Annotated in this window: 17 protein-coding genes; 5 read left to right on the top strand and 12 right to left on the bottom strand. The window is 69.5% G+C overall.

Annotation, left to right across the window (positions count from 1 at the left end):
- The 4 genes from ACF1ED_RS25065 to ACF1ED_RS25080 form a co-directional block, all read left to right on the top strand.
- Positions 1–4,662 (top strand): polymorphic toxin-type HINT domain-containing protein (locus tag ACF1ED_RS25065; protein WP_391764062.1); only part of this gene is annotated, 4,662 nt, incomplete at its 5' end.
- Between the two features lie 8 nt (positions 4,663–4,670).
- Positions 4,671–5,015: a hypothetical protein gene (locus ACF1ED_RS25070; RefSeq protein WP_391764064.1), complete on the top strand. Its 345-nt coding sequence runs from the start codon at positions 4,671–4,673 to the stop codon at positions 5,013–5,015.
- A 260-nt stretch (positions 5,016–5,275) separates the two neighbouring features.
- Positions 5,276–6,283 (top strand): type I pantothenate kinase, encoded by a 1,008-nt coding sequence (gene coaA, locus ACF1ED_RS25075; RefSeq protein WP_391764066.1) that lies wholly within the window; start codon positions 5,276–5,278, stop codon positions 6,281–6,283.
- 19 nt (positions 6,284–6,302) lie between these two features.
- Positions 6,303–7,253: a DUF389 domain-containing protein gene (locus ACF1ED_RS25080; protein ID WP_391764067.1), complete on the top strand. Its 951-nt coding sequence runs from the start codon at positions 6,303–6,305 to the stop codon at positions 7,251–7,253.
- A gap of 125 nt (positions 7,254–7,378) precedes the next feature.
- On the opposite strand, the gene glmM is transcribed toward ACF1ED_RS25080, so the two are convergent.
- From glmM to ACF1ED_RS25100, 4 genes are all read right to left on the bottom strand, one after another.
- Entirely contained in the window at positions 7,379–8,737 is a 1,359-nt protein-coding gene (gene glmM, locus ACF1ED_RS25085) for a phosphoglucosamine mutase (protein ID WP_391764069.1), read from the bottom strand.
- A gap of 117 nt (positions 8,738–8,854) precedes the next feature.
- Positions 8,855–9,367 carry a 30S ribosomal protein S9 gene (gene rpsI, locus ACF1ED_RS25090; protein WP_030750225.1) on the bottom strand — a complete coding sequence of 171 codons (513 nt, stop codon included), beginning with the start codon at positions 9,365–9,367 and terminating at the stop codon, positions 8,855–8,857.
- Positions 9,368–9,411: 44 nt separating this feature from the next.
- Entirely contained in the window at positions 9,412–9,855 is a 444-nt protein-coding gene (rplM, locus tag ACF1ED_RS25095) for a 50S ribosomal protein L13 (RefSeq protein ID WP_148005774.1), read from the bottom strand.
- Between the two features lie 312 nt (positions 9,856–10,167).
- Positions 10,168–11,790: an ABC-F family ATP-binding cassette domain-containing protein gene (locus ACF1ED_RS25100; protein ID WP_391764071.1), complete on the bottom strand. Its 1,623-nt coding sequence runs from the start codon at positions 11,788–11,790 to the stop codon at positions 10,168–10,170.
- A 56-nt stretch (positions 11,791–11,846) separates the two neighbouring features.
- On the opposite strand from ACF1ED_RS25100, the gene ACF1ED_RS25105 reads away from it, so the two are divergent.
- Positions 11,847–12,833, top strand: a complete 987-nt coding sequence (locus ACF1ED_RS25105; RefSeq protein ID WP_391764073.1) for a hypothetical protein — start codon at positions 11,847–11,849, stop codon at positions 12,831–12,833.
- A gap of 13 nt (positions 12,834–12,846) precedes the next feature.
- Here the strand turns inward: ACF1ED_RS25105 and truA are convergent, their stop codons facing one another.
- From truA to map, 8 genes are all read right to left on the bottom strand, one after another.
- Positions 12,847–13,704 (bottom strand): tRNA pseudouridine(38-40) synthase TruA, encoded by an 858-nt coding sequence (truA, locus tag ACF1ED_RS25110; RefSeq protein WP_391764075.1) that lies wholly within the window; start codon positions 13,702–13,704, stop codon positions 12,847–12,849.
- Between the two features lie 82 nt (positions 13,705–13,786).
- Complete coding sequence (rplQ, locus tag ACF1ED_RS25115; RefSeq protein ID WP_030759335.1) at positions 13,787–14,257, bottom strand: 50S ribosomal protein L17; 471 nt, start codon at positions 14,255–14,257, stop codon at positions 13,787–13,789.
- Between the two features lie 168 nt (positions 14,258–14,425).
- Positions 14,426–15,448 (bottom strand): DNA-directed RNA polymerase subunit alpha, encoded by a 1,023-nt coding sequence (locus ACF1ED_RS25120; protein WP_004946635.1) that lies wholly within the window; start codon positions 15,446–15,448, stop codon positions 14,426–14,428.
- Between the two features lie 120 nt (positions 15,449–15,568).
- Positions 15,569–15,973, bottom strand: a complete 405-nt coding sequence (gene rpsK / locus ACF1ED_RS25125) for a 30S ribosomal protein S11 (protein ID WP_003956432.1) — start codon at positions 15,971–15,973, stop codon at positions 15,569–15,571.
- 66 nt (positions 15,974–16,039) lie between these two features.
- A complete protein-coding gene (rpsM, locus tag ACF1ED_RS25130; protein WP_015035595.1) occupies positions 16,040–16,420 on the bottom strand; it encodes a 30S ribosomal protein S13 in 381 nt (126 codons plus the stop codon).
- 190 nt (positions 16,421–16,610) lie between these two features.
- Positions 16,611–16,724, bottom strand: coding sequence for a 50S ribosomal protein L36 (rpmJ, locus tag ACF1ED_RS25135; protein ID WP_003956441.1), 114 nt, complete (start codon positions 16,722–16,724; stop codon positions 16,611–16,613).
- 63 nt (positions 16,725–16,787) lie between these two features.
- Entirely contained in the window at positions 16,788–17,009 is a 222-nt protein-coding gene (infA, locus tag ACF1ED_RS25140) for a translation initiation factor IF-1 (RefSeq protein WP_003956442.1), read from the bottom strand.
- A gap of 445 nt (positions 17,010–17,454) precedes the next feature.
- Entirely contained in the window at positions 17,455–18,306 is an 852-nt protein-coding gene (gene map / locus ACF1ED_RS25145) for a type I methionyl aminopeptidase (protein ID WP_391764078.1), read from the bottom strand.
- Positions 18,307–18,359: the final 53 nt, after the last annotated feature.

An 18,359-nucleotide genomic window follows, 5' to 3' on the forward strand; every position in this document is an offset into this window, starting at 1 on the left:
GACGCCAGCGAGCTGACGAACAAGCCGGCCCGTACCTGGTCGGTCTACCGCGGCTACGGCGAGGTCCGCACCGTCCACGGCGTCGCCCCCGACGTCCTGACCCGCACCGAGACCCTCTACTACCGCGGTCTGGACGGCGACCTGAAGGCCGACGGCACCCGCCGCGACGTCTCCATCACCGCCTCCGACGACAGCACGGTCGACGACCACCGCATGCTCGCCGGCCAGGCCAGGGAGGTGCGCTACTACGAGGGCGTCAGCGGCGGCCTGCACTCGGCCACCATCACCACTCCTCATCTGCAGGGCCCGGTGGCGAAGCGCGACCGCTCGGCCACGGGGGCGTCGGACCAGGAAGCGTGGATCCAGGGTCAGAAGTCGACGTCGTCGCGCACGATCCTGTCCGGCGGCCGAGGCGAGCGGAAGACGGCCGTCGAGCACGGCTACGACACCGAAGGCCGTCTGGAGTGGACCTGGTCCAAGGGCGACCTCGCCAAGTCCGATGACGACACCTGCACCCGCTTCGAGTACCTGAACGACACCGAGAAGTGGTTCAAGTCCCAGCAGACCCGGGTCCTGACCGTCACGGCGGCGTGTAACACGCCGATCATGTTCGGCCCGGACAATGTCGTCTCGGACTCCAAGGTGGAGTACGACGCGGCCGGCAACGTCGTCAAGACGCTGTCGCTGTCCGGGTTCACGAACAACGTGCCGCAGTACACCACGCAGGGCACGGCGACGTTCGACGCCTACGGCCGCATCACCTCCGCGACCGACGTCTACGGCAAGACCACCACCACCGCCTACACCCCCGCCTCGGGCGCGGTGGTGACCAAGACGGTCACCACCAACACCCTCGGCCACACCGCGACCACCGAGGTCGACCCCGGCCGCGGCCTGCCGCTGGTCCAGACGGACGCCAACGGCCGCAAGACCGTCATGGAGTACGACGCGCTGGGGCGGATGAAGAAGGTCTGGTCCCCCGACCGCGACCCGCTCACCACCACCCCGGACGCCGAGTTCGACTACACGGTGGGCCGTGACGCACCCGTCGTGATCACCAACAAGAGGCTCCTGGAAGACGGCACCTACCGCACCTCCTACGACTTCTACGACGGCGCGCTGCGCCTGCGCCAGACCCAGAACCCGGCGATGAACGGCGGCCGGGTCATCACCGACACCTTCTACGACAGCCTGGGCCGGGTCTGGAAGGAGAACGGCGGCTACTACAACAGCGCCAGCGGCCCGGTCGCCACCATGTTCCCGCCGACCGACAACTCCGTCCCGTCCTCCACCGTCACCACCTACGACGGCGTCGGCAGGCCGACCGCCACCATCGCCCGCAGCAAGGGCGTGGAGACCTGGCGCACCAGCCTGACCTACGGCGGCGACTGGACGGCCGTCGACCCGCCGGCCGGCGACACACCCACCATGTCGATCATGGACGCGCTCGGCCGCAAGACCGAACTGCGCCAGTTCAAGGGTGCGGGTCCGTCGGGTGACTACGACAAGATCACCTACGAGTACACGCGCAAGGGCCAGCTGGAGAAGGTCACCGACCAGATCGGCAACGTCTGGTCCCAGACCTACGACATCCGCGGCCGGGTGAAGTCGACGACCGACCCGGACAAGGGCACGTCCGACCTCACCTACGACCAGGGCGACCGCGTCGTCTCCGTCACCGACGGCCGCAGCCCGCGGCGCACGATCGCGATGGCCTACGACGCGCTCGGCCGTGTCACGTCCACGCACGAGGGCTCGCTGTCGGGCACGAAGCTGACGTCGCAGACCTACGACACCGTTCCTGGTGCCCTGGGTCTCGCCGCTTCCTCGACGCGGTATGTGAACGGCAACGCCTACACCCAGGCGGTCACCGCCTACGACACCGAGTACCGGCCCAAGTCCACGTCGGTCACCATTCCGGCCAGTGAGGGCAAGCTCGCCGGCACCTACACCTACTCCAGCACCTACACCCCGCGCACCGGTCTTCCGCAGACCATGACCCATCCGGCGGTCGGCGGCCTGCCGTCCGAGCGGGTCTCCATCGGCTACAACGCCCTGGACACCGTCAACTCCATGGCGGTGGCGGGCCTGACGTTCGTCGCCGCCACCGAGTACACCTCGCTCGGTGACGTGGTGCGTACGAAGGTCGATTCGGCGGGGCGGGCGCTGATCACCAGCAACCTGTTCGACGAGCAGACCCGCCGGGTGACGCGGACGACGAACCACCAGGAAGTCGGCACGGTCGACACGGTCACGCTCAATGACGTGGTCACCGACTACGACGCCTCCGGCAACGTCATGCGCATCACCGACAAGACCGGCGACAACCCCACCGCCGCGACCACGGACGTGCAGTGCTTCGCCTACGACCACCTGCGCCGGATGACCGACGCGTGGACGGCGTCCGACGCCTGTGCGCTCAAGCCGGGTGCTTCGGGTCCCGGTTCGGCGCCGAAGGTCGGCGGTCCGGACGCCTACTGGCACTCCTACACATTCGACGCGGCCGGCAACCGGCTGAGCGAGACCAAGCACGACCCGCTGGGCGACACGGCGAAGGACGTCAAGCGCACCTTCACCTACGCCACCGGTCTGCCGACCAAGAGCCGTCTGGCCAAGGTCACCACCACCGGTCCGCAGGGCCAGCGTGAGGACCTGTTCGGCTACGACGACGCGGGCAACACCACCACCCGCACCATCCAGGGCAACACCCAGTCGCTCCAGTGGGATCTGGAGGGGCACCTTCAGAAGGTGACCGCCGGGACGAACGAGTCGTCCTACGTCTACGACGCGGGCGGCAACCGCCTCATCGAACGCGAGGCGACCGGCACCACCCTCTACCTGCCCGGCACCGAGCTGAAGCTCGACGCGGCCGGCAACGTCGCCAAGACCACCCGGTACTACGCCCACCCGGCCGGCCCGGCGATGGTCAAGGTCGCCGAGAACGGCACGATCAAGAAGTCGTACATCCTCGCCGACCGCAACGGCACCGCGACGACGGCCGTGGACGCGGCGACCAAGACGGTCACCCGCCGCAAGAACACCCCGTTCGGCGAGGACCGCGGCACGGCTCCGTCGATGTGGCCGGACGACAAGGGCTACCTCGGCGGCGCCAAGGACGCCACCGGCCTGACCCATCTCAACGCCCGCGAGTACGACCCGGCGCTGGGCCGGTTCATCTCCGTCGACCCGATGATGGACATCGCCGAGTCGCAGACGATGAACCCCTACGCGTACGGCAACAACAGTCCGATCACATTCTCCGACCCCTCCGGTCTGGCGATGTGCATCGACGAGAAGTGCACGCAGAGGGTCCAGACCGAGGGCAAGACCTTCGACCAGATCATCGAGGACGTCAAGGACTACTACCAGGCCGTGCCCCCGCCGCCGGCCAAGCCGACGACAACGGTCAGTGAGGCCGACGTCAAGAAGGCCACCTTCATCCGGCAGAAGTCCAAGGCCGACATCATCCTCGAGATCGCCGTCGAGGTCGCCAAGGGCATCAGCGGATTCGACGACATCAAGGCCTGCCTCGGCGGCGACGTCTGGGCCTGCGGCGCCCTCGCACTCGACGCCGCCATGCCCTTCGCCGGAAAGGCCAAACGCACCCTCAAGGCACTCGAAACCGCCTGGAAGATGTACAACCGCTGGGAGGACGAGGTCCGCTGGGCCGTCGGAACCCTGCGACGCGCCGACGACGAAGCCGCCGCGATGGCGAAGTACGCCGAGGACTACGCCGCCTGGGAGAAGAGAGCCGACGCCGCCAAGGCGGCGGCGAAGAAAGCCGACGACGCGGCAGCCGACGCGGCGAAGAAATCCGACGGCGGCGGAGGCGAGACCTGCCCTATCAGGAACAGCTTCACCCCCGACACCCACGTCCTGCTCGCCGACGGCACCAGCAAGCCGATCAAGGACCTGAAGCCCGGCGACAAGGTCATGGCGACCGACGAGAAAACCGGTGAGACCACCGGCAAGAACGTCGCCGCCACCATCACCGGCGACGGCGAGAAGCACCTCGTCCGCGTCACCGTCGACACCGACGGCGACAAGGGAACCGCCACGGCCCCCATCACGGCCACCGACGGCCACCCCTTCTGGGTCCCGGCCCTGGACAAGTGGGTCGACGCCAAGGACCTCAAGCCCGGCCAGTGGCTCCGCACCAGCGCCGGCACCCACGTCCAGGTCACCGCGGTCCAGGCATGGACCCAGACCGCAAGTGTCCGCAACCTCACGGTCGCCGACTTCCACACCTACTACGTCCTCGCGGACACCACCCCCGTCCTCGTCCACAACTGCGGAACCGCAACCGTGCGCTGGGATGAGGACATGGAGCACGCCACCATCCGGGTGGAGCGAGACGGCGTCTCGCTGGAAACCGAGCAGGTAATTCCCGGCTGGGATGGCCAAGGCAGCCCTTCGGGTCTCTCCACAACCGGGGCGCGCGCGGAACCGCTGGGGCCCAACGTGATCGAGCGAACCTTCGAGCTGTCCGACGTGGAGGGGGCATGGAAGGCGCAGCGGGATAGCCTCAACGCTGACCTAGGCCCCTATGACGGCATCCACAATAGTTGCGTGACCTATTGTGTTGCCATCCTCAGGGCTGGAGGAGTAGACATCCCTGAGGGCGCACGTGGAATGATCGCTCTCAAGAGGACGTTGAGATAGGAATCGGCTTGAACAGAAAAGAAGGGCATCACGATGCCCCCCTTGCCGAGATCCTGTTGAGCAACAAAGTCGGCGTTTCCCACATCCGATACGTGGGCGATGTGATATCGGCTCGAGCTCAATTGAGCATGGGAATGCAGGGAGCAGTCGGCCTCTCGCTCGATCAGCGGGCCGACATCGTCGAATCGGTCCTGGCGTTGGAAGACCTCTATCGGCAGGCATGGGACTCCGTAACCACCGAGTCCGACCAAGACCAGAGGATTCGGAATCTGGAGAATCTGGAGCATGCACTGAGGGAAGCGGCAAAAGGAATCCGTGAGATCGCTTCCAGGAACGGCGTCACCATCGACTAGGCATACGGCGTTCCCGTGAAGAGCTCATAGGAGACCTTTACGAACCGGAGAGCGACACGCGACTCTCTGAAAAACCCGCCCCCGTTTTCCCTGCGCCACGCGCCGGGAAAACGGGGGCAGTGTTTTTGCAGCTGAACAGGAAGGGGGCCTGCCGCCAGGACTTGGGCGGAAGGCCCCTCCCTGGGCGATGGCTTCGCCTCTGCCCCCCACGTGACCCACCCCACCCCCCACACCCCCCGCCGACCCGGGACAATGGGCGCGTGATCACTTCGCCGCCACGAAGCGCCAACGGCAACGGAGCCGGAAACGGTGGGGCCCGCCGGTCCCCCGAGGCGACTCCCTACGTCGACCTCACCCGCGCCGAGTGGAGCGCCCTGCGCGACAAGACTCCGCTCCCGCTCACCGCCGACGAGGTCGAGCGGCTCCAGGGTCTGGGGGACGTCATCGACCTCGACGAGGTGCGGGACGTCTACCTCCCCCTCTCCCGGCTGCTCAACCTGTACGTGCAGGCCACCAGCGGGCTGCGGGGGGCGCTGAACACCTTCCTCGGGGAGAGGGCCGAGCAGCGCGGGACGCCGTTCGTCATAGGGGTGGCCGGGTCGGTCGCGGTCGGGAAGTCGACCGTGGCCCGCCTCCTGGAGGCGCTCCTCGCCCGCTGGCCCGAGCACCCCCGGGTGCAGCGGATCACCACCGACGGCTTCCTCTATCCGATGGAGGAGCTGAAGGCGCGCGGGCTGATGTCCCGGAAGGGGTTCCCCGAGTCGTACGACCGGCGGGCGCTGACCCGGTTCGTCGCCGACGTGAAGGCGGGGAAGGACGAGGTCACCGCACCGGTCTACTCGCACCTCATCTACGACCGGGTGCCGGGCGAGCAGCTGGTGGTGAGCCGGCCCGACATCCTGATCGTCGAGGGGCTGAACGTCCTCCAGCCGGCGCTGCCCGGCAAGGACGGGCGGACCCGGGTCGGGCTCGCCGACTACTTCGACTTCTCCGTGTACGTGGACGCGCGGCCGGAGGACATCGAGGGCTGGTACCTCAACCGCTTCCGGAAGCTGCGGGAGACCGCCTTCCAGGACCCGTCCTCGTACTTCCGGCGCTGGACGCAGGTCTCCGAGGAGGAGGCCCTGGACTACGCCCGCACGATGTGGCGGACCGTCAACAAGGTGAACCTGCTGGAGAACGTGGCGCCGACCCGGGGCCGGGCGACGCTCGTGGTCCGCAAGGGCCCCGACCACAAGGTGCAGCGCCTCAGCCTCCGCAAGCTCTGACCTCCGTAAGCTCGGGGGCATGCTGCACCTGCGGATGATCGTGCCATCGGACCGGACCGAGGACGTGACCGAGCTGATCGGTTCGACGGTCGGCACCACCCATGTGGTGGTGCTGCCGGGAGCCGCCCGGGACCCGGCCGGGGACGTCGTCATGTGCGACGTCGCCCGCGAGGCGGGGGACGAACTCCTGCACGGGCTGCGGGAGCTGAAGGTCGATCGGGACGGGTCGATCGCCGTCGAGGACATCGACCTGTCGATGTCGGAGCGGGCCGACGCGGCCGAGGAGGACGCCCCGGGCGAGGGCGCCGACGCGGTGCTCTGGGAGCAGCTGGCGAACTCGACGCACGAGGAGTCGACGCTCTCCTTCACCTATCTCGCGTTCATGCTCCTGGCGACGATGATCGCGGCCTGCGGCGTCGTCCTGGACAACGCGATCCTGATCGTGGGCGCGATGGCGGTGGGCCCGGAGTTCGGTCCGCTCGCCGGGGTGTGCACGGCGATCGTGAAGCGGGCGCCGCGGCTCGCGGTCCGGTCGCTGGTCGCGCTGCTCGTCGGCTTCCTGGCGGCGATCCTGGTCACGACCCTGTTCAGCCTGCTGATGGACCGGCTCGGGCTGTTCAGCGTGGAGATGCTGGACGGGGAGCGGCCCCAGACCAGTTTCATCTGGCAGCCGGACCCGTTCTCCTTCGTGGTGGCGGTGCTCGCGGGTGCCGCCGGCACCCTCTCGCTGACCTCGTCGAAGGCGGGCGCCCTGGTGGGCGTGGCGATCTCGGTGACGACGGTGCCGGCGGCGGCCAACGCGGCGGTGGCGCTCAGCTACGGCGAGGTCGGCCAGACCTTGGGCTCGGTCCAGCAGCTGCTGCTCAACCTGCTGGGCATCATGCTGGCGGGCACCCTGACGCTGCTGGTGCAGAAGTGGCTGTGGAACACCCAGCGCGGCAAGCTGAAGCGCCGCCTGCGCAGAAGCTGACTACCCGGGTACGGGAAAGGGCCCCGCCGCACCGGAGTGCGCGGGGCCCTTTCCCGTACCGCCTGTACCGCTCGTACGGCCCGTACCGCTCGTGCCGCTCGTGCCGCTCGTGCCGCTCGGAAGGTCTAGCCCAGCGCGGACTTCACGACGTCGGCGAGGCGCTGCGCGACGGCGCGGGCCTGCTCGATGTCGGCGGCCTCGACCATGACGCGGACCAGCGGCTCGGTGCCGGAGGAACGGAGCAGCACGCGGCCGGTGGTGCCCAGCTCGCGCTCGGCGTCGACGACGGCGGCGGCCAGCTCGGCGGAGGTGGTGACGCGGGACTTGTCGACGTCCTTGACGTTGATCAGGATCTGCGGCAGCCGCTCCATGACGGCGGCCAGCTCGGCGAGGGACTTGCCGGTGGCGGCGACCCGGGCGGCCAGCATGAGGCCGGTGAGGGTGCCGTCGCCGGTGGTGGCGTGGTCGAGCACGATGACGTGCCCGGACTGCTCGCCGCCGAGGGCGTAGCCGTGCTCCTTCATGGACTCCAGGACGTAGCGGTCGCCGACCGCGGTCTGGACGAGGGTGAGGCCCTCGCGCTCCATGGCGAGCTTGAAGCCCAGGTTGGACATGACGGTGGCGACGACGGTGTCGCCGCGCAGGGTGCCGGCCTCGCGCATGGCGAGGGAGAGCACGGCGAGGATCTGGTCGCCGTCCACCTCCGCGCCGGTGTGGTCGACGGCGAGGCAGCGGTCGGCGTCGCCGTCGTGGGCGATGCCGAGGTCGGCGCCGTGCTCGACGACGGCGGCCTTCAGGAGCTCCAGGTGGGTGGAGCCGCAGCCGTCGTTGATGTTGAGGCCGTCGGGGGCGGCGCCGATGGTGACGACCTCGGCGCCGGCGCGGGTGAACGCCTCCGGGGAGACGCGGGCGGCGGCGCCGTGGGCCTCGTCGAGGACGATCTTCAGGCCGTCGAGGCGGTTGGGGAGCACGCCGAGGAGGTGGGAGACGTACGTCTCGAAGCCCTCGGTGTAGTCGCGGACGCGGCCGACGCCGGCACCGGTCGGGCGGTCCCAGGGAGCGCCGGTGCGGTGCTCCTCGTAGACGCCCTCGATCTTGTCCTCCAGGTCGTCGGCCAGCTTGTGGCCGCCGCGGGCGAAGAACTTGATGCCGTTGTCGGGCATGGCGTTGTGGCTGGCGGACAGCATCACGCCGAGGTCGGCGCCGAGGACGCCGGTGAGGTGGGCGACGGCCGGGGTCGGCAGGACGCCGACGCGCAGGACGTCGACGCCGGCGCTGGCGAGGCCGGCGACGACGGCCGCCTCCAGGAACTCTCCCGACGCCCGCGGGTCCCGCCCGACCACGGCGGTCGGCCGATGGCCCTCGAAGGTCCCCGCCTCGGCGAGCACGTGCGCCGCCGCGACCGACAGGCCGAGCGCGAGCTCCGCCGTCAGGTCCGCGTTGGCAACGCCGCGTACGCCGTCGGTGCCGAAGAGTCGTCCCACAGCTGTCCTCCGAAAATGCGTGCCCAAGACTGAAAGTGAAAAAGGTTAAGAAAAAACGTACGCCCCGACGGCACGCGCAGTGCGCCGGGGCGTACGTACAAGCAGTGCGGCAGGCGATTAACGCTTGCTGTACTGCGGAGCCTTGCGGGCCTTCTTGAGACCGGCCTTCTTCCGCTCGACCGCGCGGTCGTCACGGGAGAGGAAGCCGGCCTTCTTCAGCGCCGGGCGGTTGTTCTCGACGTCGGCCTCGTTGAGGGCACGGGCCACGCCGAGGCGCAGGGCGCCGGCCTGGCCGGAGACACCGCCACCCGCGATGCGGGCGATGACGTCGTAGCGGTTGTCGAGCTCGAGCACCTTGAAGGGCTCGTTGACTTCCTGCTGGTGGACCTTGTTCGGGAAGTAGTCCTCGAGCGTACGCCCGTTGATCTTCCACTTGCCGGTGCCCGGGACGATCCGGACGCGGGCGATGGCGTTCTTGCGACGGCCCAGGCCGGCGGCCGGCTGCGGGTCGCCGAAGCGGGACGCGAGGGACTCGGAGGTGTAGTCACCCTCGACGATCTCGGTCTCGGTGGTGTACTCCTCGACGCCCTCGAACTCGTCGACGGGGGTCTCGGGGGTGGTCTCGGCCACGATGCTCCTCAGATTTCTTTCGTTCTTAGGGGGTGTGGCCGGAACTACTGCGCGACCTGGGTGATCTCGAACGGGACCGGCTGCTGGGCAGCGTGCGGGTGGTTCTCGCCCGCGTAGACCTTCAGCTTCGAGAGCATCTGACGGCCCAGGGTGTTCTTGGGGATCATGCCCTTGATGGCCTTCTCGACGGCCTTCTCGGGGTTCTTGGCCAGCAGCTCGTCGTAACGGACGGAGCGCAGACCACCCGGGAAGCCGGAGTGGCGGTACGCCAGCTTCTGGGTCTTCTTGTTGCCGGACAGGTGGACCTTGTCGGCGTTGATGATGATGACGAAGTCGCCCATGTCCATGTGGGGGGCGTAGACGGGCTTGTGCTTGCCTCGCAGGAGGTTCGCAGCCGTCGTCGCCAGGCGGCCCAGGACGATGTCCTGCGCGTCAATGATGTGCCACTGGCGAGTGACATCGCCGGGCTTGGGGCTGTACGTACGCACTTCGTAGCCTTCGCTTCTTCAGTGGATGGAGTCCAGACACACCTGAAGCGATCATGCAGCTGGGGCCTGCACTGCCGGGACACCGCCCGTATGCGAGCCACTGGTAACTGCTCCAGGGAACCTGCGTAAGGGCCCTTCGCGTGAGAACGACGAAGCCAATACGCATAACAAAGCAGAAGCGTACCCGGGCTCCCCCGGGCGGGTCAAAACGCCGCCCGCCCCCCGCCCGGCCCCGGGCGGCCTCAGGGGCCGCCCGGCTCCGGCCCGTGGGCCGTCCCCGCCGCGCTCACCCGCCCCGCCGGCCGCCCGGGGTCAGCGCGCCCGCTCCACCCGCCGCTCGTCCCACACCGGCTCGGTGGTCTCGCGGACGACGCCGTCGGAGCCGAAGACCAGGTAGCGGTCGAAGCTCTTGGCGAACCAGCGGTCGTGGGTGACGGCGAGGACCGTGCCCTCGTAGGACTCCAGGCCGTCCTGGAGGGCCTCGGCGGACTCCAGGTCCAGGTTGTCCGTGGGCTCGTCGAGGAGGAGGGCCGTGGTGCCGGCCAGCTCCAGGAGGAGGATCTGGAAGCGGGCCTGCTGGCCGCCGGAGAGCTTGTCGAAGGGCTGGTCGCCCTGGCGCTCCAGCTCGTAGCGCCGCAGCATCGACATCGCCGCGCCCCGGTCCTTGGCGTGCTCGGTCCACAGGATGTCGACGAGCGGGCGGCCGGCGAGCTCGGGGTGGGCGTGGGTCTGGGCGAAGTGCCCGGGCACGACCCGCGCGCCCAGCTTCCACAGGCCCGTGTGGGCGACCGACTCGTCCCCGGCGAGCAGCCGCAGGAAGTGCGACTTGCCGGAGCCGTTCGAGCCGAGGACGCCGACCCGCTCCCCGTAGAAGATCTCCAGGGAGAAGGGCTTCATCAGGCCGGTGAGCTCCAGGTTCTCGACCGTCACGGCCCGCACGCCGGTCCGGCCGCCGCGCAGCCGCATCCGGATGTCCTGCTCGCGCGGCGGCTCCGGCGGCGGGCCGGCCTCCTCGAACTTCCGCAGCCGGGTCTGCGCCGCCGCGTACCGGGACGCCATCTCGTGGCTGACCGCGGCCGCCTGCCGCAGGTTGACGACCAGCTTCTTCAGCTGCGCGTGCTTCTCCTCCCAGCGCCGCTTCAGCTCCTCGAAGCGGGCGAACCGCTCCCGCCGGGCCTCGTGGAAGGTGTCGAAGCCGCCGCCGTGCACCCACACGTCGGAGCCGGCCGCGCCGGGCTCCACCGCGATGATCTTCTGCGCGGCCCGGGAGAGCAGCTCCCGGTCGTGGGAGATGAAGAGCACGGTCTTGCGGGTCTCCCGCAGCCGCTCCTCCAGCCACCGCTTGCCGGGCACGTCCAGGTAGTTGTCCGGCTCGTCGAGGAGCAGCACCTCGTCGGTGCCGCGCAGCAGCGACTCCAGGACCAGCCGCTTCTGCTCACCGCCGGAGAGCGTCCGCACCTGACGGAACTGCGCCTTGTCGTACGGCATGCCGAGCGCGGCCGTGGTGCAGATGTCCCACAGCGTCTCCGCCTCGTAGCCCTGCACCTCCGCCCAGTCGGCGAGGGCCTGCGCGTACGTCATCTGCGCGGCCTCGTCGTCGACGGTCATGATCAGGTGCTCGGCCTCGTCGACCGCCTTCGCCGCCTCCCGGATCCGCGGGTGCGCCACGGAGACGAGCAGGTCGCGGACGGTGGACTCGTCGCGCACGGAGCCGATGAACTGCGGCATCACGCCGAGCCCGCCGCTGACGGTGACGGAGCCGCCGTGCGGCTGGAGGTCTCCCGCGATCATCCGCAGGAGGGTGGTCTTCCCGGCGCCGTTGGCCCCGACGAGCGCGACGACCGCGCCTTCTCCCACCCGGAAGGAGGCGTCCCCGAGCAGGACCCTCCCGTCGGGAAGGTAGTACTCCAGATGCGCGGCCTCGACATGTCCCATGAGGTGCATTGTCACCGCCCGCGTCCGCTTCTCCCAAGCGGTTTAGGATGCGCGGCATGAGCTTTGGGGGACCGCAGTGGCCGCAGGAGCCGCAGCAGCAGGGGCAGCAGGGGCACGGACAGCCGCAGGGCTACGGGTATCCGGGGCCGCCGTACGGGCAGCAGCCACCGCAGCAGCACGGGTACGGCTACCCGCCGCCGCAGGACCCCTTCGCGGGCGGGCAGGGCGGGCCCGGCGACGGCACCCCTGACTGGGGCGCCCTCGCGGACGCCTCCGCGGCCGGCAGCCGCCGCAAGCGCAGGCTGGCGATCGCGGGCGGTGTCGTCGCCACGCTCGCCGTGGGCGCGGTCGTCGCGACCGCCGTCGTGGCCACGAACAAGAAGAACGACGAGGCCAAGAACGGCGACCCGACCCCCACCGGCACGGTCACCGCGACGGTCTCCCCCACCCCCGCGCCGACCTTCTCCTCCGTGGCCCCGCCGCCCCCGCCGGACCCGAAGGACTACATCTCCGACCCGAAGAAGGACAAGGCGCCGCTGACCACCGACGGCCTCTACCCGGGCCGGAAGCTCACCATGTTCGGCCGCCCCTACGACAAGGGCGCGACCTCCGCGACGACGAACTGCGCCGCGGTCACCCAGGGCGGGCTCGGCGCGGTGCTGAAGAAGAACGGCTGCGAGCGGGTGCTGCGCGCCACCTACGTCAAGGACGGCGTGGCGATCACCGTGGGCGTGGCCGTCTTCCCCTCCGAGAAGGCGGCCCTCGCGGCGAAGAAGCAGGCCACCGGCGGCATCGCCCCCCTCACCGGCGCGGGCGTCAAGGACTTCTGCCACGCCACGGTCTGCCTGCGCCGCGCCAACTCCGTCGGCCGCTACGCCTACTTCACCCAGTCCGGCTTCACCAGCGGCAAGAAGGTCACCACCAAGGACAAGCCGGTCTTCCAGGCCAGCGACGACCTCGCCACCTTCGTCTTCAACCAGATCTACGCCCGGGGCAAGAGCCAGGCGAAGGCGGCGGCCGCCGCTTCGGCCCCGCCCCGGTAGGCGCCCGGAAGGCTCAGCAGCAGCCGGCGACGCCGGGCAGGGTCCGCTTGTTGCGGGCCTCCCGGCTGCGCGCGGCCAGCTGGTCGTCGGCCGGGTAGCCGACCTCTTCGAGGGTGAGGCCGTGCGGGCGCACGACGTGGACGGCGGAGTCCCGCACGCCGGCGGCCAGCACCTTGCCCGGCCACTCCACCGGCCGGTGCCCGTCGCCGACGAAGAGCAGCGCGCCGACCAGCGAGCGGACCATGTTGTGGCAGAAGGCGTCGGCCTTGACCGTGGCCTCCAGGACGCCGTCGGGCCGCCGCTCCCAGCGCAGCTCCTGGAGCGTGCGGATGGTCGTGGCGCCCTCGCGCTTCTTGCAGTACGCGGCGAAGTCGTGCTCGCCGACCAGGGCCGCCGCCGCCTCGTTCATGGCGTCCATGTCGAGCGTCCAGTCGTGCCACAGCACGTGCCCGCGCAGCAGCGGGTCGACGCCGCCCGGATGGTCGGTGACCCGGTACGCGTACCGCCGCCAGACCGCCGAGAAGCGGGCGTTGAAGCCCGCGGGGGCCTCGGCGACGCTCCACACCCGCACGTCGTGCGAGAGCCGGCCCGCGAGCCGCCGCAGCAGCTTCTCGCGGTGCTCCCGCCACAGCTCCTCCGGCAGGTCCACGTGGGCGACCTGCCCGCGCGCGTGCACCCCCGCGTCGGTCCGGCCGGCGACGGTCAGTTCGTACGTCTCCGAGGACCGGGTCACGGTCTTCAGAGCGTCCTCGATCTCGCCCTGCACGGTCCGCTGTCCGCGGGCCTGCTTGGCCCACCCGGAGAAGTCCCGGCCGTCGTAGGAAAGGTCCAGCCGTACCCGTACGAACCCGGGCTGCACGTCATCGCTCACCAGGAAATCCTCTCAGACACACGGGAACGGGCCCGCACCCCAGGGGTACGGACCCGTTCCGTGAGAAACGTCGGAAGAACGCTTACGCGTCCTTCGCCTCGTCCTCGGTCGCCTCGGCGGCGGGGGCCTCGTCGGCCTCCTTGACGGCGCGCTTGGTGGCGGCCTCGGCCTCGGCGACGGTCGCCTTCTTGGCGATCTCGCCCTCGACGAGCTCGATCACGGCCATCGGGGCGTTGTCGCCACGACGGTTGCCGATCTTCGTGATGCGGGTGTAACCACCCGGACGCTCCGAGTAGCGCGGGGCGATCTCGGTGAAGAGGGTGTGGACGATGCCCTTGTCGGTGATCGTCTGCAGCACCAGGCGACGGTTGTGGATGTCGCCCTTCTTCGCCTTGGTGATCAGGCGCTCGGCGACGGGACGCAGACGGCGGGCCTTGGCCTCGGTCGTCGTGATGCGGCCGTGCTCGAACAGCGACTTCGCCAGGTTGGCGAGCAGCAGCTTCTCGTGAGCGGCGGAACCGCCGAGGCGGGCACCCTTCGCGGGACGCGGCATGGTGTTTCTCCTTGTGATCTGCACCGGCCGTATGAGGTACCGGTGTCAGTGTCCGAGCGGGCGGTCACCCGTCGGAGACCGGGGCGTGCGCCCCGGAAGGGGCGCGGGGAACTGCGCGAACGGCGGCAGTCCACCCGCACCCGAGTACGGGCCCGAAGGCCCGAGCCCTTAGTACTGCTCGGTCTCGACGAACCCGGCGTCCGCGTCGTCGTCGGCGCCGAAGGCGTCGGCGGCGGCGGTCGGGTCGAATCCGGGCGGGCTGTCCTTGAGGGCCAGGCCCATGCCGGCCAGCTTCGCCTTGACCTCGTCGATCGACTTCGCACCGAAGTTGCGGATGTCGAGCAGGTCGGCCTCGGAGCGCGCCACGAGCTCACCCACGGAGTGGATGCCCTCACGCTTGAGGCAGTTGTAGGAGCGGACCGTGAGCTCCAGCTCCTCGATCGGCAGCGCGAGGTCGGCGGCGAGGGCGGCGTCCGTCGGGGACGGGCCCATGTCGATGCCCTCGGCGTCGATGTTCAGCTCGCGGGCGAGACCGAACAGCTCGACCAGGGTCTTGCCGGCGGACGCCATGGCGTCGCGCGGGCGCATGGCCTGCTTGGTCTCGACGTCGACGATGAGCTTGTCGAAGTCGGTGCGCTGCTCGACTCGGGTCGCCTCGACCTTGTAGGTGACCTTGAGGACCGGCGAGTAGATGGAGTCGACCGGGATGCGGCCGATCTCCTGGCCCACCTGCTTGTTCTGGACGGCGGAGACGTAGCCGCGACCGCGCTCGACGGTCAGCTCCATCTCCAGCTTGCCCTTGGCGTTCAGGGTCGCCAGGACGAGGTCGGGGTTGTGCACCTCGACGCCGGCCGGGGGCGCGATGTCGGCGGCGGTGACCAGACCCGGGCCCTGCTTGCGCAGGTACATCACGACCGGCTCGTCGTGCTCCGAGGAGACGACCAGCTGCTTGATGTTGAGGATGAGGTCGGTGACGTCCTCCTTGACGCCCGGCACGGTGGTGAACTCGTGCAGGACGCCGTCGATGCGGATGCTGGTGACGGCGGCACCCGGGATCGAGGAGAGGAGGGTACGGCGGAGGCTGTTGCCGAGGGTGTAACCGAAGCCCGGCTCCAGCGGCTCGATCACGAACCGGGAGCGGAACTCGTCGACGACCTCTTCGGTCAGCGACGGACGCTGAGCGATAAGCATGTGTGTTCCTTCAGTCGTGGACGCCCACTATTTGACGTCCTCGGGTACTACAAGGGTACGGGCGGTACGACCCCGGAAGGGGGCGCACCGCCCGAAAGTCCTGCTCAAGCAGCCCGTGCGTCAGACGCGGCGGCGCTTGGGGGGACGGCAGCCGTTGTGCGGCGTGGGGGTGACGTCCTGGATCGAGCCGACCTCGAGGCCGGTGGCCTGGAGGGAGCGGATCGCGGTCTCACGGCCGGAGCCGGGACCCTTGACGAAGACGTCGACCTTGCGCATGCCGTGCTCCTGCGCGCGGCGGGCGGCCGACTCGGCGGCCATCTGCGCGGCGAAGGGGGTGGACTTGCGCGAGCCCTTGAAGCCGACGTGGCCGGCGGAGGCCCAGGAGATCACGTTGCCCGAGGGGTCCGTGATCGAGACGATCGTGTTGTTGAACGTGCTCTTGATGTGCGCGTGGCCGTGAGCGACGTTCTTCTTTTCCTTGCGGCGCACCTTCTTGGCAGCGCCCTGACGTCCCTTGGGGGGCATCTCTTACTCCTACGGGAGGTGGTCGGTCCTACAGCGAAGACCGCTTGGTCAAGCGTCCGCTGAGGACTACTTCTTGCCCGGCTTCTTCTTGCCGGCGATGGCGCGACGCGGGCCCTTGCGGGTACGAGCGTTCGTGCTGGTGCGCTGGCCGCGGACGGGCAGGCCACGACGGTGGCGCAGGCCCTGGTAGCAGCCGATCTCGACCTTGCGGCGGATGTCGGCGGCGATCTCGCGACGGAGGTCACCCTCGGTCTGGAGGTTGGCGTCCACGTACTCGCGGATCTTGACGAGGTCTTCCTCGGCAAGGTCGCGGACACGGGTGGACGGGTTCACGCCGGTCGCGGCGAGAATCTCCTCGGACCGGGTACGCCCGATGCCGAAGACGTAGGTGAGTGCGACCACCACACGCTTTTCGCGCGGGATGTCAACACCGGAAACGCGTGCCATTCAATGGCTCCTGTGTTCTCGGGGGTCTGCTGCAGAACCGTTCCCGGCTGCCGTATGAGGTACAGGTCGGGTCCCCGGCCCCCGCCGGAGGTGCCGTCAACCGCGCGGGGCGGTCGGACGGGCTCTGCGTATGTACGTGTTGCTATGCGTCGCGCGAAGAACTGCGAAGTTGCAGGTCGGTCGGCGTGCGTCAGCCCTGGCGCTGCTTGTGGCGCAGGTTGTCGCAGATGACCATGACCCGGCCGTGACGGCGGATCACCTTGCACTTGTCGCAGATCTTCTTGACGCTCGGCTTGACCTTCATGGGATGTGAGGTTCTCCGGGTCAGTGCCACCACCCGCGCGCGGAGGCGGGGTGCGGGCAAGATCTACTTGTACCGGTAGACGATCCGGCCACGCGTCAGGTCGTACGGAGACAGCTCCACGACGACCCGGTCGTCCGGGAGGATGCGGATGTAGTGCATGCGCATCTTGCCGGAGATGTGCGCGAGGACCTTGTGACCGTTCTGGAGCTCCACCTTGAACATGGCGTTCGGCAGGGACTCGATCACGGTGCCCTCGATTTCGATGGCACCTTGCTTCTTGGCCACGCTTCGCCTTTCGAATCGGCTACCTTGATCGACTCTCGCTCCCCGGTGTGGACACACGGGTACACGAGAGCCGACGCATCAGTCTACGTCAGGCCCCCCGAAAAGACGAATCGGGAAAGTGTGCCCAGCAGGGATGATCGTTACGCCGACAATCCGAGAGCCGAACACCGCCGCCGGGCCTGGAACCACGCCGAGGCCCGGGACCCCGCAGGACCCGGACCCGGCGTGAAGCGGGGCGGACTACGCCAGCGGGTCCGGGGCCGCGGTGACGCCCAGCTCCGCGAGCTTCGCCTTGCCGCCGACCCGACCCTCGACGCACCGCTCGCGGGCTCGGCGCCGAGGGCGCCTCACAGGCTTCGCGGTGCTGCGGCGGCCTCCGGCCGCCGGGACCACGCCGAGGCCCGCCGCCGGACCCGGGCCCGGCGGGAAGCGGGGGCGGGGCGGACTACGCCAGCGGGTCCGGGGCCGCGGTGACGCCCAGCTCCGCGAGCTTCGCCTTGCCGCCGTCGACGGCGGTGAGGACGAGGGGGCCGGCCTCCGTGAGGGCGACGCTGTGCTCCCAGTGGGAGGACCAGGTGCCGTCGGTGGAGACGACCGTCCAGTCGTCCTCCAGGACCTCCGTGTGCGGAGTGCCGAGGGAGACCATGGGCTCGATGGCCAGGCAGAAGCCGGGGACCAGCTTCGGGCCCTTGCCGCGCTTGCGGGAGACGTAGTTCAGCAGGTGCGGGTCCATGTGCATCTCGGTGCCGATGCCGTGGCCGCCGTAGTCCTCGACGATGCCGTACTTGCCCAGGCTGTGGTCGCCGACGGCCGGCCGCGGCTGGCGCTTGATGTACGACTCGATCGCCTTCGAGATGTCGACCAGGCGCGCGCCCACCCGCATCGCGGCGATGCCGGCCCACATCGACTCCTCGGTCACCCGGGAGAGCTCGATCAGCTCCGGGGCGTGACCGGTGCCGACGAAGGCGGTGTACGCGGCGTCGCCGTGCCAGCCGTCGACGATCGCGCCGGCGTCGATCGAGATGATGTCGCCGTCCTTGAGGACGGTCTTCTCGTCGGGGATGCCGTGCACGACGACCTCGTTGACCGAGGTGCAGATGGTCGCGGGGAAGCCGCCGTACCCGAGGAAGTTCGACTTCGCCCCGTGGTCGGCGATCACCTTGCGCGCGACCTCGTCCAGGTCCTTCGTCGTGGCGCCCGGCACGGCCGCCTCGCGGGTCGCCGCGTGGATGGCGGCGACGACCAGCCCCGCCTCACGCATCTTCGCGATCTGCTCGGGGGTCTTGATCTGCACCATCGTGACGGGGGCCTTTCCTTGCGCGTACGGGGACGGAACAACGATACGGCCGC

It is taken from the genome of Streptomyces sp. NPDC014656 (assembly GCF_043084305.1).
GTDB lineage: Bacteria > Actinomycetota > Actinomycetes > Streptomycetales > Streptomycetaceae > Streptomyces.